This is a genomic window from Actinomycetospora sp. TBRC 11914 (genome assembly GCF_012933465.1).
In the GTDB taxonomy this organism is placed as follows: Bacteria; Actinomycetota; Actinomycetes; order Mycobacteriales; family Pseudonocardiaceae; genus Actinomycetospora.
Genome location: NZ_JABBND010000001.1, coordinates 37,563 through 63,081 on the forward strand (window position 1 = coordinate 37,563; position 25,519 = coordinate 63,081).

General features: G+C 69.5%; 18 protein-coding genes, 2 tRNA genes and 1 pseudogene. 17 read left to right on the plus strand and 4 right to left on the minus strand.

Annotated elements, in window-relative coordinates; translation table 11 throughout:
- Positions 1-8: 8 nt before the first annotated feature.
- The 3 genes from HH311_RS00185 to HH311_RS00195 all read left to right on the plus strand — a co-directional run bounded on the left by HH311_RS00185 (position 9) and on the right by HH311_RS00195 (position 3,057).
- Positions 9-944, plus strand: a complete 936-nt coding sequence (locus HH311_RS00185) for a glycosyltransferase family 9 protein (protein WP_312029852.1) — start codon at positions 9-11, stop codon at positions 942-944.
- Positions 945-952: 8 nt separating this feature from the next.
- Positions 953-2,029, plus strand: a complete 1,077-nt coding sequence (locus HH311_RS00190; RefSeq protein WP_169181592.1) for an NADH:flavin oxidoreductase/NADH oxidase — start codon at positions 953-955, stop codon at positions 2,027-2,029.
- Between the two features lie 77 nt (positions 2,030-2,106).
- The gene (locus tag HH311_RS00195) at positions 2,107-3,057 is read left to right on the plus strand and encodes a DUF1206 domain-containing protein (protein ID WP_169181593.1); all 951 of its coding nucleotides are present in this window, start codon (positions 2,107-2,109) and stop codon (positions 3,055-3,057) included.
- 53 nt (positions 3,058-3,110) lie between these two features.
- Here the strand turns inward: HH311_RS00195 and HH311_RS00200 are convergent, their stop codons facing one another.
- Positions 3,111-3,890 (minus strand): DUF4239 domain-containing protein, encoded by a 780-nt coding sequence (locus HH311_RS00200; RefSeq protein ID WP_169181594.1) that lies wholly within the window; start codon positions 3,888-3,890, stop codon positions 3,111-3,113.
- Between the two features lie 150 nt (positions 3,891-4,040).
- Here HH311_RS00200 and HH311_RS00205 point away from each other — a divergent pair, with 150 nt between their 5' ends.
- A complete protein-coding gene (locus HH311_RS00205) occupies positions 4,041-5,531 on the plus strand; it encodes an FAD-dependent monooxygenase (protein WP_169181595.1) in 1,491 nt (496 codons plus the stop codon).
- On the opposite strand, the gene ligD is transcribed toward HH311_RS00205, so the two are convergent.
- Positions 5,528-6,466, minus strand: coding sequence for a non-homologous end-joining DNA ligase (ligD, locus tag HH311_RS00210; RefSeq protein ID WP_169182555.1), 939 nt, complete (start codon positions 6,464-6,466; stop codon positions 5,528-5,530). The genes HH311_RS00205 and ligD overlap by 4 nt on opposite strands.
- Positions 6,467-6,859: 393 nt before the next feature.
- On the opposite strand from ligD, the gene HH311_RS00215 reads away from it, so the two are divergent.
- From HH311_RS00215 to HH311_RS00265, 11 genes and pseudogenes are all read left to right on the plus strand, one after another.
- Positions 6,860-7,084: a hypothetical protein gene (locus HH311_RS00215; protein ID WP_169181596.1), complete on the plus strand. Its 225-nt coding sequence runs from the start codon at positions 6,860-6,862 to the stop codon at positions 7,082-7,084.
- A 44-nt stretch (positions 7,085-7,128) separates the two neighbouring features.
- Positions 7,129-9,144 (plus strand): SDR family oxidoreductase, encoded by a 2,016-nt coding sequence (locus HH311_RS00220; RefSeq protein ID WP_169181597.1) that lies wholly within the window; start codon positions 7,129-7,131, stop codon positions 9,142-9,144.
- Positions 9,141-10,772, plus strand: a complete 1,632-nt coding sequence (locus tag HH311_RS00225; RefSeq protein WP_169181598.1) for an AMP-binding protein — start codon at positions 9,141-9,143, stop codon at positions 10,770-10,772. The genes HH311_RS00220 and HH311_RS00225 overlap by 4 nt, the downstream gene beginning before the upstream one ends.
- Before the next feature lie 115 nt (positions 10,773-10,887).
- Complete coding sequence (locus HH311_RS00230) at positions 10,888-11,958, plus strand: acyl-CoA dehydrogenase family protein (protein ID WP_169181599.1); 1,071 nt, start codon at positions 10,888-10,890, stop codon at positions 11,956-11,958.
- Between the two features lie 128 nt (positions 11,959-12,086).
- A complete protein-coding gene (gene orn / locus HH311_RS00235) occupies positions 12,087-12,788 on the plus strand; it encodes an oligoribonuclease (RefSeq protein ID WP_169181600.1) in 702 nt (233 codons plus the stop codon).
- Positions 12,789-12,868: 80 nt separating this feature from the next.
- Positions 12,869-12,941: transfer RNA gene (locus HH311_RS00240), tRNA-His, on the plus strand.
- A 70-nt stretch (positions 12,942-13,011) separates the two neighbouring features.
- Positions 13,012-13,084 (plus strand) — tRNA-Lys (locus HH311_RS00245).
- Between the two features lie 92 nt (positions 13,085-13,176).
- Complete coding sequence (locus HH311_RS00250) at positions 13,177-14,427, plus strand: phage integrase central domain-containing protein (RefSeq protein ID WP_169181601.1); 1,251 nt, start codon at positions 13,177-13,179, stop codon at positions 14,425-14,427.
- A 944-nt stretch (positions 14,428-15,371) separates the two neighbouring features.
- The gene (locus tag HH311_RS00255) at positions 15,372-15,710 is read left to right on the plus strand and encodes a pentapeptide repeat-containing protein (RefSeq protein WP_169181602.1); all 339 of its coding nucleotides are present in this window, start codon (positions 15,372-15,374) and stop codon (positions 15,708-15,710) included.
- Entirely contained in the window at positions 15,667-15,891 is a 225-nt protein-coding gene (locus tag HH311_RS00260; RefSeq protein ID WP_248292031.1) for a pentapeptide repeat-containing protein, read from the plus strand. The genes HH311_RS00255 and HH311_RS00260 overlap by 44 nt, the downstream gene beginning before the upstream one ends.
- 610 nt (positions 15,892-16,501) lie before the next feature.
- Positions 16,502-17,286: pseudogene (locus HH311_RS00265) on the plus strand (IS256 family transposase); the annotation flags it as partial.
- Positions 17,287-19,058: 1,772 nt separating this feature from the next.
- On the opposite strand, the gene HH311_RS00270 reads toward HH311_RS00265, so the two are convergent.
- Positions 19,059-22,880: a tetratricopeptide repeat protein gene (locus HH311_RS00270; protein ID WP_169181603.1), complete on the minus strand. Its 3,822-nt coding sequence runs from the start codon at positions 22,878-22,880 to the stop codon at positions 19,059-19,061.
- Positions 22,881-23,091: 211 nt separating this feature from the next.
- Here HH311_RS00270 and HH311_RS00275 point away from each other — a divergent pair, with 211 nt between their 5' ends.
- Entirely contained in the window at positions 23,092-23,373 is a 282-nt protein-coding gene (locus HH311_RS00275; RefSeq protein WP_169181604.1) for a hypothetical protein, read from the plus strand.
- A gap of 200 nt (positions 23,374-23,573) precedes the next feature.
- On the plus strand, positions 23,574-23,801 hold the full coding sequence (locus HH311_RS00280) for a hypothetical protein (protein WP_169181605.1): 228 nt from the start codon (positions 23,574-23,576) through the stop codon (positions 23,799-23,801).
- Here the strand turns inward: HH311_RS00280 and HH311_RS00285 are convergent.
- On the minus strand, positions 23,798-24,790 hold the full coding sequence (locus HH311_RS00285; RefSeq protein ID WP_169181606.1) for an IS481 family transposase: 993 nt from the start codon (positions 24,788-24,790) through the stop codon (positions 23,798-23,800). The two genes, HH311_RS00280 and HH311_RS00285, sit on opposite strands and share 4 nt — an antisense overlap.
- Positions 24,791-25,519: the final 729 nt, after the last annotated feature.

The window sequence follows — 25,519 nt, forward strand, 5'->3', positions numbered from 1 at the left end:
TGGTCGCCGTGCCCGCGCTGCGCCTGCTGCGGCGCGCGCTGCCCGACCACCGGGTGGTGCTGCTCGGGTCGGCCTGGGTGGGCGACGTTTCGGGGTACCCCGTGGACGCGGTGACCGACGACGAGGGCGCGCCCGCGCCCGACGTCGTCGTCAACCTGCACGGCCGCGGGCCGCAGAGCCACGCCCGGCTCGACGCGCGGGCCGGCGACCGGCCGGTCCGCCGGGTCGGGCACGCGGCCCCGGGGTGGGATGGGCCGGCCTGGGTCGACGACCCGGAGCGCCCGGAGCGGCGGCGCTGGTGCGACCTGCTCGCCGCGTGCGGGCTGGTCTCCGACGACGAGGCCGCGGCGGCCGCGGACGACCTCCGGCTCCCGGTCCCCCCTGTTGCAAGCGAAGCCCTATCGGCGTGCTCCCCTCATCTGGCATCCAGTGGCAGGAAAGCCCCGTCGTCGGGTCCCGTCGTGGTGCACCCCGGTGCGGCGTTCGGCGCCAAGCGCTGGCCCGTGCGGCGGTTCGCGGCCGTGGCCGCGGCGCTGGCGGGTGACGGGCACCGCGTCGTCGTGACCGGCGCCCACGACGAGGCCGCGCTCACCGGGGCGGTCGCGGCGGCCTGCGGTGGGCTCGACCTGGCCGGCCGAACCAGCCTCGGCGAGCTCCTGGCCCTCGTCGCCGGCGCCCGCCTGGTGATCGCCGGCGACACCGGGATCGCCCACGTCGCGACGGCCTACGGGGTGCCGTCGGTGACGCTGTTCGGCCCCGTCGGGCCCGCGCAGTGGGGCCCGCCGGCCGACCCGCGCCACGTCGTGCTGACCGACGCCTCGGTCCGCCGCGGCGAGCGCTTCGCCGACGACCCCGACCCGGCCCTGCTCGCCGTCACCGCCGAGGACGTGATCCGGTGCGCGCGCACCCTCGTCGGGGAAGCCACCGGGCCGGGTGATCGTTGAACCGTCACGTGACCAGCGAGCTCTTCACCCCGATCACCCTGCGCGGGACGACCGTCCGCAACCGGATCTGGGTCGCCCCGATGTGCCAGTACTCGGCCACCGACGGGCTGCCGGACGACTGGCACCTCGTCCACCTGGGCCAGTTCGCCGCCGGCGGGGCCGGTCTCGTGATGACCGAGGCGTCCGCCGTCGTCCCCGAGGGCCGGATCAGCCCGCAGGACGCCGGGATCTGGAACGACGAGCAGGTCGCCGCCTGGCGCCGGATCGTCGACTTCCTGCACGCCCGCGGGGCCACCGCCGCGATGCAGCTGGCGCACGCCGGACGCAAGGCGTCCACGATCCGGCCGTGGGAGGGCAGCGGCCCGGTGACCGCCGACGACGGCGGGTGGACCCCGGTCGCGCCCTCGGCGGAGGCCTTCGCCGACTACACCGAGCCCCACGCGCTCTCGCTCGACGAGATCGCCGCCCTGCCCGGCGCGTTCGCGGCCGGCGCCCGGCGCGCGCTGACCGCCGGGTTCGACGTCGTCGAACTGCACTTCGCCCACGGCTACCTGGTCCACCAGTTCCTCTCGCCGCTGTCCAACCACCGCGACGACGCGTACGGCGGGTCCTTCGACCACCGGATCCGCCTCGCCGTCGAGATCGTCGAGGCGGTGCGGGCCGAGGTCGGGGACGACGTGCCCGTCCTCGCCCGCATCTCGGCCACCGACTGGTCCGACGGCGGGTGGACCGCGGACGACTCGGTCGCCCTGGCCCGCGCGCTGGCGCAGGCGGGCGCCGACCTCGTCGACACCTCCACGGGCGGCAACGTCCCGCACGCCGACATCCCGGTCGGGCCGGGGTACCAGGTGCCCTTCGCCGAGCGCATCCGCCGCGAGGCCGACGTGCCGACCGGCGCCGTCGGGCTCATCACCGACCCGGCGCAGGCCGAGAAGGTCCTCGCCACCGGGCAGGCCGACGTCGTGCTGCTGGCCCGCGCGTTCCTGCGCGACCCGCACTGGCCGATGCGCGCCGCCCACGAGCTCGGCGTCGCCGACCAGGTGACCTGGCCCGACCAGTACGCCCGGGCGGCGCGGTGGCCGTGACCCCTCCCGGGTGGTGGCTCACAGGTCACAGCGAGCCCCTAGCGACACGGCGGCGCCGACCGGGTACCACTGACTCCATGAGCTCGCCGCCCGGGTCGCCCGCCGTGGGCGGAGCGATGACGGCGGCGGCGACCGAGCCCGGGCCGTCGCCCGAGGAGCCCGGCGCCGCGCGGGGCGTGGCGGTCGACGCGGCCGTTCGCCCGGTGACCCACCGGCGCCGGCGGGCCCGCCCCAGCGACCGCGACGCCCCGGCGTGGGTGGAGGCGCTCGGCCGGGTCGGGCTGGTCGCCTACGGCCTCGTCCACCTCGGGATCGCGGTGCTCGCGATCCGGATCTCCGACCTCGGCGAGCGCGACCAGCACGCCGACCCGCGCGGCGCGATCGAGCTGGTGGCCGCCGGCGGCGGCTTCCTCGGCCGGTGGCTGCTCGCCGCGGCCGCGCTGGCCCTGGTCGCGTTCGCGGTGTGGCAGCTGCGCGCGGCCGCCGTCGGGTTCAACTGGGCCAAGCCGGAGGAACGGTGGCGCAAGCGGCTCGGGGCGTTCGCGAAGGCGATCGGGGTGCTCTCCGTGGCCTGGCTGGCGGCCGAGTTCGCGACCCGGCTCCAGGGCCGCCGGAACGCCTTCCAGTCGACGGTGGACGACGTGTTCGCGCACACGGCCGGCCGCTGGTTGGTGGCCGCCGTGGGCCTGTTCGCCATCGGGATGTTCGTCTCGATGACCTACACCGGCGTGCGGGCGACGTTCATGGGCGACCTCGTCCCCGAGAAGCTGCCCGGGCACCGTCGGACGCTCGCGCTGGTCACCGGGTCGCTGGGGAACCTGACGCGGGCGATCACGTTCGGCGTGATCGGCGTGCTCACCACGCTGGCGGCGTGGGAGGACCGGCCGAACCGCATCGGCGGCGTCGACATCGCGCTCCGCACCCTGGCGGCGCACACCCTCGGCGCCACGATGTTCTGCGTGGCCGCGGTGGGGTTCGCGGCCTACTTCGTCTACTGCGTGATCGACGCGTACGCCCGTCACCCCTAGCTCCCCAGCTCGTCACCCCCAGCTCGTCACCCCCGGCCCGTCGCCCCTGGAGCTCAGGGCGGGGGCGCGCCGAAGTCGGACAGGACGCGCTCGAGGGGAGCCGGGTCCACGGCCACGTCGCCGGCGAAGGGGTGGTCGATCGTGACAGCGACGAACAGCAGCACCCCGATGAGCGCGGTCAGGCTCGCCGTCATCAGCGTGTGGAGCAGTGTGCTGCGCATCCCGAAGAGCATGGTGAAGCCGACCGTCACCACCGCACCGACGACGAGGGCGATCCACAGCACCGTCGGGACCCCCTGCTCGACGAAGTCCAGGCGTTGCGACCGGGCGGTGACCAGGTCGTTGAACCGGTCGGCCTCGATCCCCCGGTACTGCTGCTGGCCGGGGGTGTCGAGCGGCAGGTTGGCCAGGGTCTGGGAGGTCTCGTCGATGATGCGGGTGACCTCCGGCGAGCCGGGTTCGCCGCGGGCCATCGCCGGCCACTCGGAGTCGATCACCGCGCCGGCGTAGCGCCGCACGGCGTCGTGCAGCTCCTCGCGCGCCGGCACGGGGAACGCGCCGCTGTCGCGGTAGATGGTGCGCAGGGCGCTGGCCTCGTCGCCCACGACCTGCTCGGCGTGGCTGAAGTTCTCCCAGCTGACGATGACCACGAAGCCCAGCAGTACCGCGTAGATCACGCCGACCACGGCGATGATGAATCCGGCGACCTCGTTCTGGTCGCTCTCGTGCAGGGCGGGCCAGCGTCGTCGCAAGCCGATCTGGAGCGCGACGACCACGGCGGACGGCACCACGATCAACAGCACTCCGCTCAGCCAGATCGGGAGGCCGGTCACCCCCACGACATTGTCAGAGTGGCGACCGGAATTCGACCACGCGCACGATCGGTAGCGAATCGAACACCCTTCGAGAACTGTTCGACCGCACGTTGTCGCACACCGCCGCCGGCTGCTCGAATTTGCTCACCGAGTGGTCGGGGGTGGCACGTGGGAACGGACGCCGAGGTCGTGGTCGTCGGCGCGGGGCCGGCCGGCCTCTACGCCGCGGTGGAGCTGGCACGTCGTGGCGTGGCGGCCCGGGTCCTGGAGCGCCTGCCGGCACCGCACCACCAGACCCGCGCCACCTCGATCCAGCCGGGGACACTCGAGCTGCTCGCCTGCTCGGGGCTGGCCGACGAGGTGCGGGCCGCGTCGGTCCCCGTCCGGCGCGCCCGGGTCCTCGACGCGGACCTCGGGCTCCTCGGCGAGATGCCCTACGCCGACCTCGACTGTCCCTGGCCGTTCCAGTGCAGCCTGCCCCAGTGGCGCACGGAGCAGGTCCTGGCCGAACGGCTCACCCAGCTCGGCGGTGTGGTCGAGCGCGGCATCGTGGTCAGCTCGATGGAGGAGCGCGACGACGGGGTGCTGCTCCGGTTGGAGCAGGCCGACGGGACGTCGACGGCGGTCGAGGCCGCGTGGGTCGTCGGCGCCGGCGGCGCCCACAGCGTCATGCGGACGTCGATGGACGAGACCCTGGAAGGCTTCACCTACCCGGGGACGGTGCTGGCGGCGAACATCGGCGGCCACTCCGACGTGGCACGCGATGCCTCCAACCTGGTCGCCACCCCCGGGGGCTTCGTCCTGCTCGTGCCGCTCCCGGACGACCGCTGGCTGACGTTCGTCGGCGACCTCGACGACGACGAGGTGGCGCAGCTCGAGCACGAGGACCCGTCCGAGCTCGTCGCCGCCGGGATCGGCCGACGCATCACGGGCGACGTCACGGTGAAGGACGTCGGCTGGGCGACGTCGTTCCACATTCACCAGCGCGTGGTCCCGCGCCTGGCCGAGGGCCGTCGCTTCCTCCTCGGCGACGCCGGGCACCTGTCCAGCCCGTTCGGCGGCGAGGGCCTGAACTCCGCCCTGCACGACGCCCAGGACATCGCGTGGAAGCTCGCCCTCACGACAGGCGGACACGCGCGACCCGCGCTGCTGGAGAGCTTCGAGATCGAGCGCCTCGCCGCCGACCACCACGTGCTCGACGTCTCGGAGAAGATCGACGGGATGGCCCGGTCCGCGGTGGAGGCCGCGCGCACCGGGATCCGACCGAGCCCGGCCACCCCGGCCCAGCGGACCGCACTGGCCCGGTCACGCTGCCTGCTCGACATCACCTACGCCGGCAGTCCCATCGTCGGGGAGCACCTCGGCCCGGGCGTAGCGCCCGGCCCGCCGGGCCCCGGCGAGCGCTTCCCCGGTCGCGCGGCCCTGACCGGCACGGCACACCACCTCGTGGTCTCCGGCACCGCGGACCCCGCCGGGCTCGAGCACCTGGGGCGCCGCTGGCGCGGGCTGGTCGACGTCGTCCGCGGCGTGGACGGTGCTGCCCCGTCGGGCGCGCTGCTGGTGCGGCCCGACGGGCACGTCGGCTTCCGCGGCGTCCCCGCCGACGCGTCCGGGCTCGCCGCGCTCGACGCCTTCCTCGACTCCTACCTCGTGCCCTAGGGGGTCTCGCGCACCACCTCACGCGCGTCCTTGTCCTCGCGCAGCCCCTGGTAGCGGGGGTGGCGCAGCCGGCCGTCGGAGGTCCACTCACCGAACCCCACCTCGCAGACGAGCTCCGGGCGCACGTAGTGGGCGCCGCGCTCGCGGGGCGCGTCGGAGAAGGGCGAGGTCCCGACGGCGAGGGGGTCGAGCCGGGAGCGCAGCAGCTGCAGCGCGGCGTCGTCGAACCCGGTGCCGACCTTCCCGGCGTAGCGCAGCGCGTCGCCGTCGTGGTAGCCGACGAGCAGCGCCCCCAGGACGTGCCGCGACCCCGCCGGGTCGGTCCACCCGCCGATGACGAACTCCTGGTCCTTGACGCACTTGAGCTTGAGCCAGTCGCGGCTGCGCCCCCCGGTGTACGGCGCGTCGAGCCGCTTCGCGATCAGGCCCTCCCAGCCGTCGGCGCAGGCCTCGTCGCGCAGGGCCAGGGGGTCGCCGTCGAGGGTCGGTGAATGGAGCAGGGGGCCCCGTTCGTCTCCTTCCCGGCTGTCCCGGACCACCGTCTCGAGCAGAACCCGCCGCGTCGCCAGCGGCAGGCGCGTGAGGTCGAGGTCGTCGAGGACCAGCAGGTCGAACATGTGGTACTCGATGTCGACCCCGGTGGCCCGCGCCCGCCGCGGGTCGGACAGGTGCATCCGCGCCTGCAACGACCCGAACCTGCCGTCCTTCGCCACGACCTCGCCGTCGAGCACGAAGCGGTCCGGCCCCGCCGACTCGAGCGCCTCGACGACCTCGGGGTAGCTGGCGTCCGCCGGCTTCTGGTTGCGGCTCCACAGCCGGGGACGCTCGCCGCGGTCGCGGGTGGCGATGATGCGCACGCCGTCGTACTTCCGCTCGAAGCTCCAGCCCGCCGGCCCGGGCGGCGGGTCGGTCGGCTTGGTCAGCGTGGCGAGCATCGGCGCCCGGAACCCGGCGTCGGGCGCCCGGCGCAGGGCGCGGACCTGGTCCGGGGGCAGGTTGTCGAGGTCGAACGGGGTCACGCGGACCTGTATAGCCCGCGGGAGGGCCGCTGGTCAGCGCAACCTGCGCGCCACCCACACACTCCGGGCTCGCCCTCGCAGGGCTGTGAGCCGACCTGCGCGCCGCGCACACACTCCTCCCACCGGCCGCGATGCTCCAGGTCGGACCTGTGCGCGACGCGCAGGTCCGGGAAGGTCCGATCAGCCGCCTCGGCCGACGGTATGCGTGACGCGTCGGTCTGCACAGGACCGAGCACTCGCCGCGCGCGCCACGCGTCGGTCTCCGCCCCGGCCCTGCGACGCGCGCCACACCCCGGCAGGATGGCCACCATGAGCGAGCAGCCCGGCGGAAACCGCTCCGACCAGGACCCGGCGCAGCGCGCGGAGGACCTCGAGCAGCGCTACGTCGGCGAGCACGAGCACACCGAGGAGCTGCTCGAGGGCCTCGACCCGGAGCAGCCCGACGCGGCGAAGACGACCGCCGACGTCGAGGGCGTCGCCCCCGGTCGGGGCGCCGAGGAACACGTCGAGTCGATGAGCCGCGACGATCCGTAGCCAGCCGTGGCGCAGCCCGGTGAGTCGTGCCACGATCCTCCGCCATGCGCTATCTCGTTACCGGCGGTACCGGGTTCCTCGGGCGCGCTGTCCTCGCCCGTCTCCTGGCGCGGGAGGACTGCGAGGCGGTCTACGCGCTGGTCCGACGCGGGTCGGTCGACAAGCTGCGCCGCCGCACCCGGGAGATGGACGGGGCCGACAAGCTCGTCACGGTCACCGGTGACCTCACCGCCGAGCGGCTGGGGCTCTCCGACGAGACCGTGATCGACCTCGCGGGCCAGGTCGACGAGGTGCTGCACCTCGGCGCCGTCTACGACGTCACGGCCGACGACGCCGCCAACCGCGCGGCCAACGTCGACGGCACCCGCCACGTCGTCGCGGTCACCGCGGAGATCGGCGCCCGCTGCCTGCACCACGTCTCGAGCGTCGCGGTCGCCGGGGAGCACGTCGGGGTGTTCACCGAGGACGACTTCGACCTCGGCCAGGAGTTCGGCAACCCGTACCACGAGACCAAGTTCGCCGCGGAGAAGATCGTCCGCGAGGAGTCGACGACGCCGTGGCGGGTCTACCGGCCGGCCATCGTCGTCGGGGACTCGCAGACCGGCGAGATGGACAAGATCGACGGGCCGTACTACCTGATGGGCGCGATCAGCGCCCTCGGCCGCCTCCCCGGCTTCCTGCGGGTGCCCGCGCCCGAGCTCGGCGCGACCAACATCGTCCCCGTCGACTACGTCGCCGACGCGATGGTCCGGCTGGTCCACACCCCCGACCTCGACGGCCGCGCCTTCCACCTGGTCAGCCCGCGGCCGCAGCCGCTCTCCGAGATCTACAACGCGCTGGCCGGCCCGCTCGGGGCCCCGAAGCTGCTGCCGGTGCTGCCGGCACCGGTCGGGAAGGCGCTCACCCGCGCCGCCGAGGGCCTGGGCGCCACGTCGGCCGGCGGCTCGGCCCGCGACATCGCGCTGGCGGAGTTCGACATCCCGCCCGAGGTGCTGCCGCACCTGACGTTCCCGTGCGTCTACACCGCCGAGGCCACCGTCGAGGCCCTCGACGGCCTGACCCCGCCCGAGTTCGGCGACTACGCGCCGGTGCTCGTGCAGTACTGGCGCGAGCACCTCGACCCGAACCGCGCCCGCCGTCGTCGTCCCGGTCCCCCGCTGCTGGGCCGCCGCGTCGTGATCACCGGGGCGTCGAGCGGCATCGGGCGCGAGACCGCGCTCAAGGTCGCCCGCAACGGCGGCGTGCCGCTGCTGGTCGCGCGGCGCACCGAGGAGCTCGAGCACGTCAAGGCCGAGATCGAGCGCGAGGGCGGGCAGGCCCACGTCTACTCGTGCGACATCACCGACGGCGAGTCGGTCGACGCGCTGGTCAAGGCGATGCTCGCCGACCACGCCGGCCCCGACACCGGCATCGACATGCTGGTCAACAACGCCGGCCGGTCGATCCGGCGCTCGGTGAAGCTCGAGCTGGACCGCTTCCACGACTTCGAGCGCACCATGGCGATCAACTACTTCGGGGCACTGCGCCTGACGCTCGCCCTGCTGCCGCACATGATCGAGCGGCGGTTCGGCCACATCGTCGACATCTCCTCGATCGGCGTGCAGACCGGGCCCCCGCGGTTCTCGGCCTACGTGGCCTCGAAGGCCGCGCTCGACGCGTGGGCCCGGATCGTCGCGACCGAGGTCATCGGCGACGGCGTCACGTTCACGACGATCCACATGCCCCTCGTCCGCACGCCGATGATCGCGCCCACGCGGATCTACGACGCCTTCCCGACGTCGAGTCCCGAGGAGGCCGCGGACATGGTGGTCCACGCGCTGGTGGACCGCCCCAAGCACGTCGGGACCGCGCTGGGCACGTTCGGCGCCGTCTCGGCCAACCTCGCGCCGCGGCTGGTCGACGTGGTCATGCACGTCGCGTACCGGGTGTTCCCCGAATCCTCGGCGGCCCGTGAGGGTACTGATGAGAAGACCCCCGGAGAGGACCGTGCCCTCGAGGCCGGCCCCCTGTCCCGGGGCGCGCAGGCCTTTGCCCGACTGCTTCCGGGAGTGCACTGGTGAGGACCCCGTTCGGAACCCCGACCGAGCTCGCGACGGGGGTGCGCCTGCTCATCGAGTCCGGCGTCGTCGCCCCGATCCGACCCGACCGCGTGGTGCGGTTCCCGGTCGCGCTCTACCGCTACGGGTTCACCCCGACGACGGCGTTCGTCGTCGGGGCGTGGCGCCACCCGCACCGCATCGCGATCGTCGACGACCGCGGCACGCTGACCTTCGACGAGCTGCACCAGCGCACCGACCGCCTCGCCCGCGCGCTCGCCGATCGCGGCGTCGGCCCGGGCAGCCGCGTCGCGGTGCTGTGCCGCAACCACCGCGGGCCCATCGAGACGATCGTCGCCAGCTCGAAGATCGGCGCCGACGTCGTCCTGCTCAACACCGGGCTCTCGTCGCAGCAGATGGCCGCCGTCGCGAAGGAGCAGGAGATCACGACGATCGTCGTGGACTCCGACCTCGCCGACCGGCTCGAGGAGGTCGACGGCTCGGTCAAGCAGATCGCGGGCTGGGTGGACGCCGGCGCCGGCTGCTGGGGCGACGACACCCTCGAGGGCCTCATCTCGGTCGACGGCTCCAAGCCCCTCCCGACGCGGCCCCCGACGGGCAAGACCATCGTCCTCACCTCGGGCACCACCGGGACGCCGAAGGGCGCCGAGCGCCCGTCGCCCAGCGGCATCGGCCCGGTCAACGCGATCCTCTCCCGCATCCCGCTGAGCGCCCAGGAGCCGGCGCTGGTCTCGGCGCCGCTGTTCCACACCTGGGGGTTCGCGGCCTTCCAGATTGGCTCGTTGATGGGCTCGACGCTGGTGCTGCGCCGCCGGTTCGACCCCGAGGACGCGCTCGCCCAGCTCGCCACCCACCGCTGCACCTCGATGTACGCGGTGCCGGTGATGCTGCAGCGCATCCTCGAGCTCGGCGACGACGTCATCGCCCGCTACGACACCTCGGCGCTGAAGACGGTGACCGCGACCGGCTCGGCGATGCCGCCGCACAAGGTCTCGGAGTTCCTCGAGACCTTCGGCGACAAGCTCTACATGCTCTACGGCTCGACCGAGGTCTCGTGGGCCTCGATCGCCAAGCCGGAGGAGCTCCGTCAGGAGCCCTCGACGGCGGGCCGCCCGCCGGTCGGCACCACCGTGAAGATCCTCGGCGCCGACGACCAGGAGCTGCCGCCCGGCGAGACCGGCCGCATCTTCGTCGGCAACGACATGCTCTTCACCGGCTACACCGGCGGCCGCGGCGAGACCGAGGTCGTCGACGGCATGCTCGGCACCGGCGACCTCGGCCACTACGACGAGAACGGCCTCCTGTTCATCTCCGGCCGCGCCGACGACATGATCGTCTCCGGCGGCGAGAACATCCACGCCGGCGAGGTCGAGGGCCTGCTCTCGGACATGGACGGGGTGAAGGAGGCCGCCGTCGTCGGGGTCGACGACGAGGAGTACGGCCAGCGCCTCGCCGCCTACCTCGTGCTCGAGGAAGGCGCCTCGCTCGACGCGGACGCGGTGCGCGACCACGTCAAGAACCATCTGGCGCGGTTCGCCTCGCCCCGCGACGTCGAGTTCCTGGACTCGCTGCCCCGTAACCAGACCGGCAAGGTGGTGAAGTCCGAGCTCGGCTCGTCGTCCGAGTCCTAGCGGTGACGGAGGCGCTGGACCGCACCGGCGCCGTCGTCGCGAACCCCGACCGAAGTAGTCCTCGCCTTCCCGCTCCCCCCACGGAGAAGCTCGAGACATGGGCACTCACCCTGGTTTGACGACGGACGCGGATCCGGTGGCGCTCGCCCGCGAGGTCACCGACATGCTGCTGCTCAACGCGGCGGACGCCGACGACCCCGCGATCGGGGTCCAACGCTCGATGCTGCGCTGCCTCGCGGCGCAGGGGCTCTACAGCGTGGCGGCGCCGGTCGCCGACGGCGGGCTCGGCCACGACGAGCGCACGCTCGCCGAGGTCGAGGAGGTCCTCGCCGGGGCCGACGCCGCGACGTGGTTCGTCATGACCCAGCACTGGAGCCCGCAGGGGCTCACCGCCGGCTCGTCCTACCCGGCGGCCGACGAGTACCGCCGGGCGCTCGCCCACGGCGACGAGCTCGGCGGGATCGCCATCGCCCACGTCCGCCGGCCCGGCACGCCCGCCGTGCGGGCGGAGCCCGACGGGCACGGCGGCTGGCGGTTCCGGGGCCGGGCCGAGTGGTGCACCGGCTGGGGCCTGGTGGACCTGGTGCTCATCGCCGCGATCTCCGACGACGACCGCGTCGTGTTCGCCCTGCTCCCCGCCCACGAGCGGCGCGGGCTGCGGGCCTCGGCGCCCTACGCGCTCGCGGTGATGGGCGGGACGCGGACGGTCGGCCTCGAGTTCTCCGACATGCCGGTCGCCGGGAGCGAGGTGGCCGCGATCGTGGACCGCGAGGAGTGGCGCCGCCGCGACGGCGACACCGTCGTCGACACCAAGCCCGCGACGATGGGCCTGCTGCGCCGGGTGATCGACGAGACGGTGCGCACCGGGCACGAGCGCGACCGCCCCGCGGCGCTCGAGGAGGCCCAGGCGCTGGCGGCGCTGGCGTGTCCGTTGCGGGAGCGGGCGTACGAGCTGCGGTTCTCCCCGGACCGGCGTCGCTTCGTCGAGGAACGACTCTCGCTGCGGGGCCGGATCGCGGAGCTGATGGTGCGGGCGGCGGCCGGGCTGGTCGCGGCGCGGGGTGGTTCGGCGATGTACGCGTCGAGCCCGGAGCAGCGCTGGCACCGCGAGGCCATGTTCCACCTGGTCCAGGCGCAGACCGAGGACGTCCGGGCGGCGCAGCTGGCGGCGTTCTCGCTTCCGTAGGTCTCCCAGCGTCAGGAAAGCCTCCCTATCGGCGTGCTCCCCTTACTTTGACACTGAACGTCAGGAAACCGACTTTCACGCCGACCCGGCGCCGCGCCGGGCTGAGCCGATCTCGCTAGGGTCGGGGCGTGAACGGACGTCTGGTGTGGATCGACTGCGAGATGACGGGGCTGGACCTCGCGAACGACGCGCTCATCGAGATCGCGGCCCTCGTCACCGACGCCGACCTCGTCCCGCTCGGTGAGGGCGTCGACGTCGTCATCCACGCCGACGACGACGCTCTGGCGAACATGCCGGAGGTCGTCGTCGACATGCACGCCAAGTCGGGGCTGACCAACGAGGTAAGGGCCTCGTCGGTCACGCTGGCCGAGGCCGAGAAGCTGGTCCTGGACTACATCCGCGAGCACGTCCCGGACGCGCGCACCGCTCCCCTGTGCGGCAACTCGATCGCCACCGACCGGGGCTTCATCGCGCGCGACATGCCCGAGCTCGACGCGCACCTGCACTACCGCATGATCGACGTCAGCTCGATCAAGGAGCTGTGCCGGCGCTGGTACCCCCGCATCTACTACGCGCAGCCCGAGAAGGGCCTGGCCCACCGCGCGCTGGCCGACGCCCGTGAGTCGATCCGCGAGCTCGAGTACTACCGCCGGACGGCGTTCGTGCCGCTGCCCGGCCCGTCGACCGACGAGGCCCGGGCGGCGGCGTCCGACGTGCTCGCGGCGGACGCGGCCGGGGCCGGCGCCGCGGAGGCCATCGAGGCGGGTCAGCACGGGACGGCCGGCGGCCAGGCGCCCGCGCCCGGCTCGGAGGGCCAGCCCCAGGGGTAGTCCGGGGGACAACCCTCTGTCCGTGGGGGCACCCGTTGCTTGTAAGCTCTGACCCGTCGCCAGCGAGATCGGCGATGATGGTGGGTGTAGCTCAGCTGGCAGAGCACTGGGTTGTGATCCCAGGTGTCGCGGGTTCAAGTCCCGTCACTCACCCGGACGCGGGGGTACCGGAGGTACCCCCGCCGTCGGGCCGGAAGATCGAGGTTGCTAGTCTTCTGGTCACGCGCCGTTAGCTCAATGGGCAGAGCAAGTGACTCTTAATCACTGGGTTCGGGGTTCGAGTCCCTGACGGCGCACCCTTCGTTGCAGGTCATCGGCGCGCTGTGCTTTCCTCCGTGAGGTCGACGGTCCGTTTACGGGCCACTTACTCCTCCGGAGGCCGCCCGCGATGGCTCGTCCGCCCCTCCCCATCGGGACGCCGGGGACCATCCAGGTCGTCCAGGACGGGGCTGGCGCGTGGGTCGCACGGTGCCGGTTCCGCGATCATGACGGTGTCACGCGAAGGCTCCGGAAACACGGGCCGAGCAAAACCGGAGCACGCAACGCGCTACACGACCTCATCCGCGAGCGGCAACGTGGCAGCAGCACCGGATCACGGGAGCTGACGCCAGCCTCGCGCTTCAGCGATGCAGCCAACCTCTTCCTCGCGAAGATCGAGCGCAAGCGGGAGGACTCGACCCATGCGCTGTATGTCTTCCACCTCGACAGCACGATCCTCCCGGCCCTGGGGGCTCTGCGCCTCCGTGAGTGCTCTGTGGCCCGGATCGACGCCTTCCTCGAGGCCCTCGAGCCGCGCTACGCCGCCAACACCCGCCGCAAGCTTCGCTCGATCGTGAGCGGGGTCCTCCAGGTCGCTGTGCTCCACGAGGCACTCGCGAGCAACCCGGTCCGCGAGCTGGAGCGCATCGAACAGCCCAAGGGGCAGCGAAAGGCGAAGCCGCGTGGATTGACGCCCGAGGAGCGCCGCGCACTGCTGCTATGGCTCGACAGCTCGTCCGACGACGTCGCGGTCCTCCGCAAGCAGCAGCTCGCCCGCAGCGCCGACCTGCCTGACCTCGTGCGCTTCTTTCTCGGGACCGGTCTACGAATCGGCGAAGCCCTCGCGACGCGCCGGCTCGATGTGAACCTCGACGGCGTCTCCGTTGAGGGCGCCGACGGCAGCCTGCGGGTCCCGGTCGTGACCATGGCCGGCAACGTGACGTGGGTGAAGGGCAAGGGGCTTGTTCGTCACGACGGCAAGACCGAGGCCGCCCTCCGCGTGATCCCACTCCCCCAGTTCGCGGTCGACATGCTCCGCCGCCGCCTCGACGAGCCGGGCGACGACGACTGGCCGATCTTCCCGGCTGCTGGCCGGGACGGGCGGGTGACCTACCGCTGGCCCGCCAACGTCCGGCGCACACTCCGGTCGGTCCGCCAAGACGTTGGGCTCGACTGGATGACCCCGCACACGTGGCGCCGCACCTATGCCACGATCCTCGATGACGAGGTCACGCTCACCGACCGCATGAAGGCCGATTTGATGGGCCACGCACATTTCCTTAAGGACGCCTACGTGAGCCGCGGCGAGCTCCACACTGGCGCTGCGGTCGTCCTCCACACGGCGCTCATGGGGAGCTCGAACTCAGGTGCCGCGGATTAAAAGGATTCTGGTTCCCGACGACCGCAGCCTCTACCAGCAGCTACGTCCACAGCGACGGTCACTCGGGTTCCACCCTAGCCCACCGGTTGATGTCGTTTCGCACCACGACCCGCACCACGGCAAACCGACAGGCACCACGGTTCGACCTGCACCACGGCGGCATGCAGGCAGCAGCATCGGCAAGCCCTGTGCTCGACTGTTGCGAGGCGAGCGTCGCTGCGTCCTGGCACGATGCCGGGACACGCCTGTGAGCGGCGCGGGCGGTCTACGTTCCCCGTCATGGGGGAGGGGCCGAACGAGGACGGTCAGTCACGTCGCGAGCGTCGGGTGCGGGTACTGCGCTGGGCCCGGGTAGCGGCCTGGGTCGTGCTGGTCGTCGTCGTGCTCGGTGTGGCGGTGTGGGCGTGGCGGGCTGCCCCGAAGGCGTACCCGCTCTACACCCCGCCGGCGGGGGCGCCGCCGCTGTCCCCGGAGGTCGCCGCGACGGACCGCGCGACCCGCTCGCAAGCCATCGTGACTATCCGCGCGAGCGTGCTGGCCGCGCTGGCCGGCGTCGGCGCTCTGGTGACCATCGGGATCAATTACCGCAACTCCCGCACCAACGCGGCCACCCTGGCCGCCACCCAGGCCACGTTCCGGGTCACCGAGCGCGGGCACCAGACCGGGCGCTACACCGCCGCCATAGAGCAACTCGGCAACACCCGACTCCACCGCGATCCGCCTCGGCGGCATCTACGCCCTCGAACAACTCGCCCGCGACTCCGTCGACGCCGGGCGCCCCGGCGACCAGGCCACCGTCGTCGAAGTCCTCTCCGCCTTCATCCGGCTCAGCGCTCCCTCGTCCGCCCGCTCGGACTCCCCGGGCCCGGACAGCAACCCCAAGGCACCCGAGTCGGCCGGCGCCGGGGGGTCCTACCGGCCCTTGACATAACAACCGGCTGGCGGTGGACGTGCAGGCCGCGCTAACCGTGCTCGGCCGCCTCCCGCCCCTCGAGGGTGTGGCCCGGGCCGACCTCGCCGACGCCCACCTCACCGGCGCCAACGTCGCCGCGGCGGAGCTGAGCGGTTCCTACCTCCGGAGGGCGACCCTGACCAGCGCCGACCTCAAGGGCGCGGACCTGACCGGCGCCGAGCTCCGGGGGGCGACCCTGACCCGCGCCATCCTCGGCGAGGCGACCCTGAACCGCGCCATCCTCGGCGAGGCGGACCCTGACCGGCGCCTACCTCAGCGACGCGGACCTGACCGGCGCCGACCTCGGCGGGGCGATCCTGACCGCCGCTGACCTCAGGGGGGCGGACCTGATCGGCGCCGTCCTCTATTGGGCGGACCTGACCGGCGCCGACCTGCTGCGCGCAAAGGGAGCCGACCTCACCGAGGAGCAGTGGGCGGTGGTGGAGCGCCGCCCGGACGGGACGCCGGGAACCAGAGAGGGCGGGCGACCTCGTCCGCGCCGGACGCCCTAACGGAGCCAGAGGAGGACAACGACGTACACCTTCGGACCTTGATCAACGGCCGGGGTGTGTCGCTTCGGCCCGGTGGATCAGAACCCGCGATAATCGCACTTATCTGACCTAACGCGGCGTCTGGCCATCTTCCTGGCAGCGCGCCAGCTCGGTAGGCTCCGAAGGTTCACCTGCCGGGTCGCCCGGAGATAGCGGCGCACGCCTGAGCGTCTTCTGATCCGTAGTTACGTGCCTACCGCGGGCATGCCGGGTTTTAGTGGGCATGAGCGGGCACGAAAGGCGACCCACCGGGCACCAGAGGCATCAGTGGGAAGCAGTTGGTGGACCAGCTCGTGGACCGAGATCAACTGAGCATCCTCAGGAAGATCGCCGGCTAAGGACTCGCTACGGCATCGCTCGAGCGCGACGGCCCGGCACCGGATTGCTCATCCGCCGGCGACCGATTGGGTGTGCGTAGCCGGGTGGTCTCCGACGAGATGTGGACGGCTCGGTGGCGTCCAGCAGGGCGGTGTACGACCCGCCACCTGCGCAGGGCGTGGCGTCGATGACGAGGGCGGCCACCGCGTGATTCTCAGTTCTAAGTTCCCGCTCAAACCGAGGAGTCCACGCGATGGCCGCGTCGGCGAGTATCGACCCTGCCCATTTTCTGCACGAACACCTGGCCCAGGCGAGTCCTGACCTGCTGCGTTCGCTGCTGACTACGATGATCGACACCCTTGATGTCCGCGGAGGCCGACGCGGTCTGCGGCGCCACCCACGGCGAGCGCAGCGAGGCCCGGGTCAACCAGCGCAACGGTTACCGCGACCGCGACTTCGACACCCGCGCGGGCACCCTGGACGTGGCGATCCCCAAGTTGCGCTCGGGCTCGTATTTCCCGGCTGGTTACTCGAGCGCCGTCGCCGCGCCGAGGCCGCGCTGACTTCGGTGGTGGCGACCTGCTACCTGCTAGGGGTCTCCACTCGTCGGATGGAGAAGCTCGTCGAGTACCTCGGGATCACACGGCTGTCGGAGTCGCAGGTCTCGGGGATGGCGGCCGACCTCGACGAGCAGGTCGCGGCGTTCCGCACCCGGCCACTGGACGCCGGCCCGTACCTGTTCGTAGTCGCGGACGCGCTGGTGCTCAAGGTCCGCGAGCAGGGCCGTGTCGTGAATGTGCACGCGCTGATCGCGGTCGGGGTTAACGCTGACGGACACCGCGAGCTGCTCGGCTTGCAGGTGTCGTCGACCGAGGACGGCGCCGGATGCCTGGCGTTCTTCCGTGACCTGGTCGCCCGCGGCCTCTCAGGCGTCGGGTGGTAGCCAGCGACGCGCACCGCGGGCTGGTCGAGGCGATCGGCGCGACCCTGGCCGGCGCGGCCTGGCAACGGTGCCGCGACGACCGTCGGTCCCACCTACCGCACCACGAGCCGTCGCTAGCCGCCATTTCGCACCACGACCCGCACCATGCCTGGACCGTGCGCCTCTATGACGCCCGCAGACAACAACCGGGGCGCTTGGCTCGGTCGAAGCCCCGACTGGCTTTGAATGCCGTCACCGTCGCTGCCAGGGCCAGGTACCGGCTCCACGGCAGGGAAAAGGCCTCCCGCCCTGGCGTCGAGCACGTCCCCCGGCTTCGGCCTGACCAGACCCGCCAACCGCCCAACACGTCAGTCGAACTTGTGGCTCGTTCAACCAGGTTGACCTAGCGTGCTATCTTCCCCGTCGCTGGTGGAGCCGGTCCCGCCCGGACAGTCGGCACCGGGCATGCCGTCGCTGTCGGCATCTCTGCCGTCCCAGGGTGCTCGCCGCTTAGAGCGGCGATCACCCGCATGCACCACCGGAACCCTCGATGGAGTGCATGCTAAACACCCTGCGCACGCGTCAGGGACCTGCCAACACAGCGAGTCGCCGACCCCGCGAGGACCGATCCGGGCGCAATCGCTCCGCGTGGTTGTCGTCACCCCACCGGCGTGGCCCGTCCCCCGGGCGATGTCGGGGCCAGCTCAGGCGCTTCACCACCCAAACCTCGCCCGATTGTGGTGATCGAAGAGATGCGGTAAGTCCTTACAGGTGGCAAGTCCGACCGAGGGCGCGACGGAACGTTCGACCGAGACCACGGGTCCCAACTTAGCGAAGGGTAGTGATGACCACACGCAGCGTGATGCTGTGCTCGCGGGTCCCGCAAAGCAAGTCGAGCGCGAGCGCAAGGTCGACCCCGTTCTCCAGCTTGCATTCGATTCGGCGAAGCAAAGACTGACTCAGCAAGACGCAACTCTCACTGCACTTAGGAACCGAGCGACTGGCCTTCTCGCAGCATCTTCAGTTGGAACAAGCGTCGCAGCCGCTGTCGGTCTAATAAATCTAGATCCCAATCGCGGAAGAATGTATCCGCTTTGGGCAGGATGGACAATGGTAACCAGTGTCTTGCTCGTCGGCCTCTGCGTCATCATCGTGATCTGGCCTGCGCAACGTTGGGCCTACGGCCTAGAGCCGGGGCGAGTACTGCAAGACCTGAACCTGCCCATTGATGAAGCATACCAGAACGTCACGAAAGCCCTGGCCCGCGCTAGCACGTCCAATGCAATACCTCTCGCGGTACGTCAACGAGTTTTCGAGTGTGGCGCCGCCCTTCTCATTATTCAAACCGTTCTCATTGCTCTCTCACTCAGCCTGGGAGGACGGGGCACATGACGAAAGAGTCTAACGACGAAGATGACGCCTGGGAAGAGTACATCTGGACTTCAGGAAACTATTCAGCAGAACGAGGGCTTCCCTCGTACGGCGGTCATCCACCTCAATCCGACGGCGGACCGGGCTCTCGGAATCAACCTCTCCCGAGAGAGTACGAGGCCCTCGCGAGTATCGGAGATGAAATTTTTCGAGCAGGAAGGAGGTGCTATTTCTCCCCCGAAGTCACTCGCGAACTCACCCAACGAATCTCACAGCTCCTAGAACAAGCGCGCCGGGGAGAGTATGGCGGCCGGGAGCCCGATGCAGACGAGCAACGTTAGCACCCCCACGTCCTGCCCTCGACCCTAGCCAGCCCAAACGGCGCCACCTTTCAACGCCAGCGAAGGCTCCGATTCCGAGAAAGAGGCCAAGCTGCCCCCTCCCCTTCGCAGCTTAAGGCTTCGAGAGGGCGTCCCAGGTCACAACCTACTCCTAAGATCACCGCATTGCGACGCGCCTATCTAGACCTCCAAAAGCGTCTCCACCCCCGACGTGAAGGGCGGGCGTATATCGGGCGCTTTAGGGAAACCATCACCTGGAGGAGCGAGGACATCTGATTCGGTATTTGGCTGTCGGTGACTTGGGCCCAAGTGTCCGATAGTGCCTCGAAGCCGAGCTGCTCGACCACAACTGCTAGGTGATCAAGGAGGCTACTCGCGGGAGGTTCTACAAAGCGGTCGAACAAGAGCACCGCTCTTACCAGCAGTCTCAGTGCCTCATGGGGATCCTTCATATCCTCCGCGAGCAGTGCTAGCACATCGAGCGCCACGCCCACTGACGGCCTATCGCCCAGCTGCTCCCAGACCGCCAGTGAGCGCGAGTAAAGGCGATGCGCATCTTCGAACCTATTCTGCAGGTGAGCAACATTGCCGAGATGCATATAGTTCGACGCCAACAACTTGAGGTCTTGAGAATCTTGGGCGATACTCAAAGACCGGCGTAGCCAGCTCTCTGCCTCATCAAGAGCACCGCTATTCTTCGCCAAGACTCCGAGCTTGTGGTACGTCGCCGCGACATCCTGTGGTTGACCGAGTTGCTCATGAACTACTAGTGCCCGTCGCAGCAGACGCCGTGCCTTGCCAAATTCTCCGCGAGCGTGGGCCACCTCACTCAGCTGATCGTAGTTGCTAGCCAACCCGGGAAGACTGCCAAGCACCTCGTTAGCCTTTAATGACTGCTGGAACCAACGCTCCGCCTTATCAAGCGCTCCGCGGCGCAAGTCCACAGCGCCCAGCAGACTGTAGCTCGTAGCTAATGTCGTCTGGTCTCCCGCATCGGACCTTGCGCTCAAAGCTCGAACGTACCAACTCGAAGCTTCGTTTAGATCACCCTGACGCTCTGCCAACAGGCCTAACTGATCGCAATCCCTCGCCATACCGGCTCGATCCCGCAGCTCCTCACTGATTGCAAGCGCTTGCTGCAACCACTGACGGGCCTCGGAGAAGGCGCCCTGCATGCGACAGATCATTCCAAGCTGGTGGTAAGTAGTAGCGAGATAGTAGTCACGAGCCTCCGACCGGACCTGACGGATTACGCCGTCCCGCACTTCAATATAGCTATCGTACGCAGACTTGAGAGAATGTGCATCAATCTGGAGGGCAGCTCCAGCGCCAACCATCAGAATCCATAGTTTGCTGCCCACACTGTCAAACTCGGGTGGTGACCCGTCACCCCCCTCCAAGCACAGCCGGACCCGCGCCACCCAATTCTGCGCCTCAGCCACTTGGCCCCGCGCGGACCATAACGAATTCAATGTCACCGCGATGTGGTAACCCTCTGTCCAGCGCTTCGACTCCAGCGAGTACGCGAGCATATCTGTCAAGTTTCGACTCTCGACCTCAACGAGAGCCATCGCAGCTTCGCCTTGGCCGCTGTCAATTTCTTTAGTCAGAACTTGAGCATAGCCCCCATAAGCACTGAGAAGCGCTTGGCGCGCGCCGAGAATCTCGGCTGAAAATTCATTGGAAGATTCGTGTCGCCATCGCTGTATAAGGTAGAGGGCCAGGCCTGGGTGGACTGAGTAGTCGAGGCGTCGTGCCGCGACGAGCCCAACTGCGGCTGCAGCTTCCAGGGTGTCCGTCCAGGCATCGGGCTCAACATGAGCAAAACGTTGAGGTACGCCGTCCATAGAAGAGAACGCAGTGAGGACGTGCACAGAGACGACACCATGAAAAAGGCTCACCGCAGTGAGGAGCCTTTGCTGTGTTCCGTCGAGATAATCGACTGAGTTGGCCAGAGAAGCCGACAATGGCAGCAGGATGTCGCCGTCCCAATCTTGGCCGTGCGGCGCAAGCCCCCTCAGAAACATAAGCAGCTCTTCTGGCCCAACCCGCGCAAGTTGCGGCAGCGTTACGCGCATATACAGCGGATGGCCATCTAACCAGGACATTAAGTCCTCGTAGCCTCGCTCGGCTCGCTTGGCTCGTGCTGCCGGTAAAGGTGACAAGAGCTGGTCGGCGTACTCGGCGGCCTCTTGTGCATTCAGTCGCGGCAGCGGAATTCGTAGCACCTCGGAGCCCAGCCACAGTTCGGGACTGCGACTAGTGAATAATAGTAAGCTTTGCCCTCCACTGCCGATGTCGTGCAAAAACTCCACGAACTCATCTCGAGACTTGCGAGTCAGCGGCAGTCTCGGCGACGATGATCCGGGCATCGAGCATGCGTGCTCGAAATTGTCGAGAATAATCAACATGCGACGCGCGTTCAGTTCAGCGAGCACTGAGCTTCTGCGTGCAGCTGTGCTTCTCTCCGAGAAGGCGGTGCCAAATACTCGATGACCGATTGCGTCTACAATCGCCTCGACGTCCGAAGCGTCGATGTCCGGGTCTGCGAAATCCCACACTAGCAAGTCGTTGCGGTCGATCGCGCCGCTCTCGCACCACCACTCTCCGAACGCTCTCGCAAGCTCAGTTTTGCCCCGACCAGCCAAGCCGTAGAGGAGAATGGTGGGCCGCAGGCGGGCCGCTGTCTCAAGACTGTGATACATGTCGTCCCGACCGACAAAACTCTGCGCCAGAATGTGAAGTTCAGGTTTGGCCGGTCGGGCTCTGAGCTGGTCAAGTGCCGCATTCAGGGGCACTTCGCGGGACGCAGGTGTTGCCGCTAGGCCGGCAAAGTGCGCCTCGGAATCTTGATAGTGCACGGGTACAACCCAATCGGCCAGGCGCAGCTCACCTCTGGGTGAGGGTCGGCGGTCGTTTCGAGCTAGGCGAACTCGCCCAGACATCACAGCGTCTGCAACAGGCTGGCCGGCGAAGATGCTCTCGTAAAACGCCGCCATGAACTCAGCCGCCGCAACTGCGGAGATGGTGTACGCCATCGCCACTACGGACGACGCTCCTTCTGCCAGTAGGCTCGTGGCGATCGCGGACTCAAGGGTCTTGCTAAGAGCCCCAGACTGGCAAGCATTTAGTACCACCACCGGGACGCGCGCCTCCCCGAGCACTCGCGCGACTTGGGCGGCGGGCACATGATCCGGACCACCCTCGAACCGCTCAAACGCTAGCGTTCCGATAGCCTCGCCCAGGGGTGGGGCTGACGGCTTTGAATCCGAATCATCTCCACGGCGGTTCAATGCACCGTGACCATCAAAATGGACAATCTGGAAGGGTTCGTCGGAGTCGGCTGCCTGCCTCAGCGAAGCTTCGAGCGCAGCGAATGTAGGTGGGCGCAAGACCACCAAGTCAACTTCTCCACCCACAGCGGCCAACCTACGCAGTAGCGGGCGAGCTATCATCCGGTAGCTCACGTCTCGTGGGCCATCCGGGCGGGCGATCACCATGAGGACTCGTAAACGGCGGCCCGGTATAGGTCGGGCTGGAGTTGTCGACTTCGATAGAACGCTTCGGCAAATCGTGAACGTCTCCAGGGCCGCTGGAACTGCCGCGGAGGGCTCGGCCAATAGCTCCCAGGGCAACCCCAGCCACTCGGCGCGCGCCGAACGCAACATAATCTGCGGGCGCGTCCTGTCGGCCGAAGACCGCTCTCGTAATGCCGCGTACGCTTCCCGTGCCACTTGCGAGGAGAGTATGCTCGAGAAGAGACGCTGGCCCCATTCTCGAAATTCACTGGCAATTCGAACCGCCCGGTCGTTGTATACCCCGTAAGGCGCTTGGGCGTAGTCCTCTAAGTACCACCGCAGCTCCTCAAGTTCCTTGATGGAGAGCGGTAGTGTCAGCTGAACAGACTTAACCAGCAACTTTGGAGACTGCTCGTCGATACGGATAGAGATACGAGCACGTCCCGAATCTCCAATGTCGAATATCAACTGATCTCGCATGTCTGCTCCCGCGATAATCCGATCGACTCTGCTCCGACACAATGTTTACAGAACGTGCGGGAGCCCTCAGCGCGGCGACCACGCGGCGCGGTGCGCCTCCCATCGCGCCGCGTCCGCGCAGCCCTGCAACGTCGTACGGGCCGAGGCGCTCACCAGTCACGTCGCGCGCCCTGCAGCACGTGGGCTCTCCGCCGCCACCGTTAACGATCGCGTGACGACGAGCCCCGAGCCTACGGACCTCGAGGGACAGGTGAACGCGTTCGCCGACGACCTGACCGCGACCGTCCGCGCCCTCGTCCCCGGATGCGATCGCTTCGAGGCTGGAGTGCTGGCTGCCGACGACGATGGCAGCGGACGGATCAGCGTCAGGCAGACCCCCAACACGGGGGGGGTGCCGCTCAAGGTCAACGGCGAACCGCTGCTGACGCTGACCGTGTCGATGTTCCTGTTGTGGGACGCGCCGGGGGCAGTACATCGCCGTCGACGACTCTGAGTTCAAGGTCTGGGAAGGCGCCCAGGCCAAGGGCGAGCCGCTGCTCCGCTACGAGTACCTGCGGTGGCCGCGGCCGACGACGTTCCCGGCGCCCACCTACAGGTCCACGGGCACGGGACGCCATCGCCCACCTCATGTCGCGCGCGGGAACTGGCACGAGACGTGGCCGCAGGCGCGCTAAGAGCGACGCCGTGCCGCGGATGAGTGAGCTGCACCTCCCGCTCGGTGGGCCACGATTCCGCCCGTGCCTCGAGGACGTCCTCGAGATGCTGGTGAACGAGTTCGGGGTCGAGTGCACCCCCGAAGGACTCACGGCCTTGCGGGACGCCCGCGAGCAGTGGCGTGGCGTACAGCTCGCCACCGCGACCAGGGACGCTCCGGAGCACGCCATCCGGGCCCTGGCGGAGCTCGGGTACTCGGTGAGCTAGATGTTCGAGCCGGACAGGTTGGTCAAGCGGGTGATCGGGGGCTTCCGCTCGGTGGCGCTGTGGGGCCGGTGGTGGTTGTACTCGTGCAGCCAGCCCGGCAGCGCCTTCCGCCGCTGGGATTCGCTCAGATAGAGGCGGCGGAAGGCCCACCCGGCGGTCATGGTGCGGTGGAAACGTTCGATCTTGCCGTTCGTCTGGGGTCGGTAGGGCCGGGTCCGCTTGGGCACCACGCCGAGCTCGGCGCAGGCGTCGCGCCAGGCGTGCGAGCGGTAGGCCGACCCGTTGTCGGACAGCACCCGTTCGACGGTCACGCTGCGGGCGGCGAACCAGGCCACCGCGCGCACCAGCACGCCGATGGCGGTGGCGGCGGTTTCGTCGTCGTGGACCTCGGCGTAGGCCACCCGGGAGTGGTCGTCGATCACGGTGTGGACATACGCGGTCCCGATCTTGGGATTGTGGTGCCGGTTGCGGGGCTTGCCGGCGGTGCCAGCCCGGTTCTTGAGGCCTTGACTGCGTCCGACGTAGCGCCATCCGCCCTGGTCGGGGATGTTGCCGGGCTTCTTGACATCGACGTGGATGATCGAGCCGGGATAGGGGTGTTCGTAGCGGCGCACCGGCTCCCCGGTCGCTCGATCAACATGGGAGAGCCGGCTGATCCGGCAGCGGCGCAGCACCTGGTGCGCGGTCGAGGACGCGACCCCGACCCGCGCGGCGATCTCGAGTGGGCCCAGACGCTGCTTCCACCGCAGGTGCACGATCTTGCGCACCACTGGCTGCGGGGTCTTGCGCGGCATCCGGTGCGGGCGGCTCGAGCGGTCGGCCATGCCGGCCTCGCCTTCGGCCTCGTAGCGGGCCGCCCAGCGTTTCGCGGTCGGCCAGGACACCTGGAACCGGGTCGCGGCCTGCGAGACCGGGCAGTGCCCGTCGACGATCAGACGCGCGAGCTTCAATCGGGCTCGCGGGGTCAGGGCAGCGTTAGCGTGGGCCACGGAGGACCTCCCGGTCGGTGTGGAAGCCGTCAGACAGCTCCACAGCACTCCCGAGAGGTCCTCCCCTCAAGATCATTCAGACCGTGTCATCGCACGCGTTCAACCAACGTGTCCGGTCAGTACAGCTAGAACGGCCAAGAGGTCGAGCCGCCTGGGACGCCGTGGAAGGCAAGGTTTCTCCAGACCGATCAGCGTCCCCGGAGCATGTGGAAATGTCGGTAACGCACACCCCGGGGCGATCGAACAAAGCGGCGTGGTCAGCAGTGCGCGCCGACGTAGCGCCCGCCGCGGGTTGATCATCCCGACGACACGCAATCGCGTCGCGAAGGCCTGTCTGACGGTCTGGTCGCGGTTGCGCTACGGCCCGGTCTCCCTGAGCGGCGGGGTGATGCTCGTCGTCGCAGCTGGGATGGCTGCGAGCAGACTGACTCCGCGCAGAGGCCATCGCGCGGAGTAGGGCCGTCCGGTCGCAACGCAGCCCCGTGAAGCCGACGGTGTTAGCACTGTCAATCGGTCCACAGCGCTCGGCATTGTCCGTGCGCGGCTTTGACGGCTTCGTAACGGATGGCGTCTTCTAGCGCGAGCGGGTTCGAGCGGGCAGGCGTGTGGGGCCGGCGTCGGCAGGCGGAGTTGACATAGAGCGACTTATCGGATAAGTAGGCGCGTCTATACTGGTTCGTGCATCGGGTGAGCCTAGTTGCGACGATCCGTTGCCCGGGGCCCGGCGGC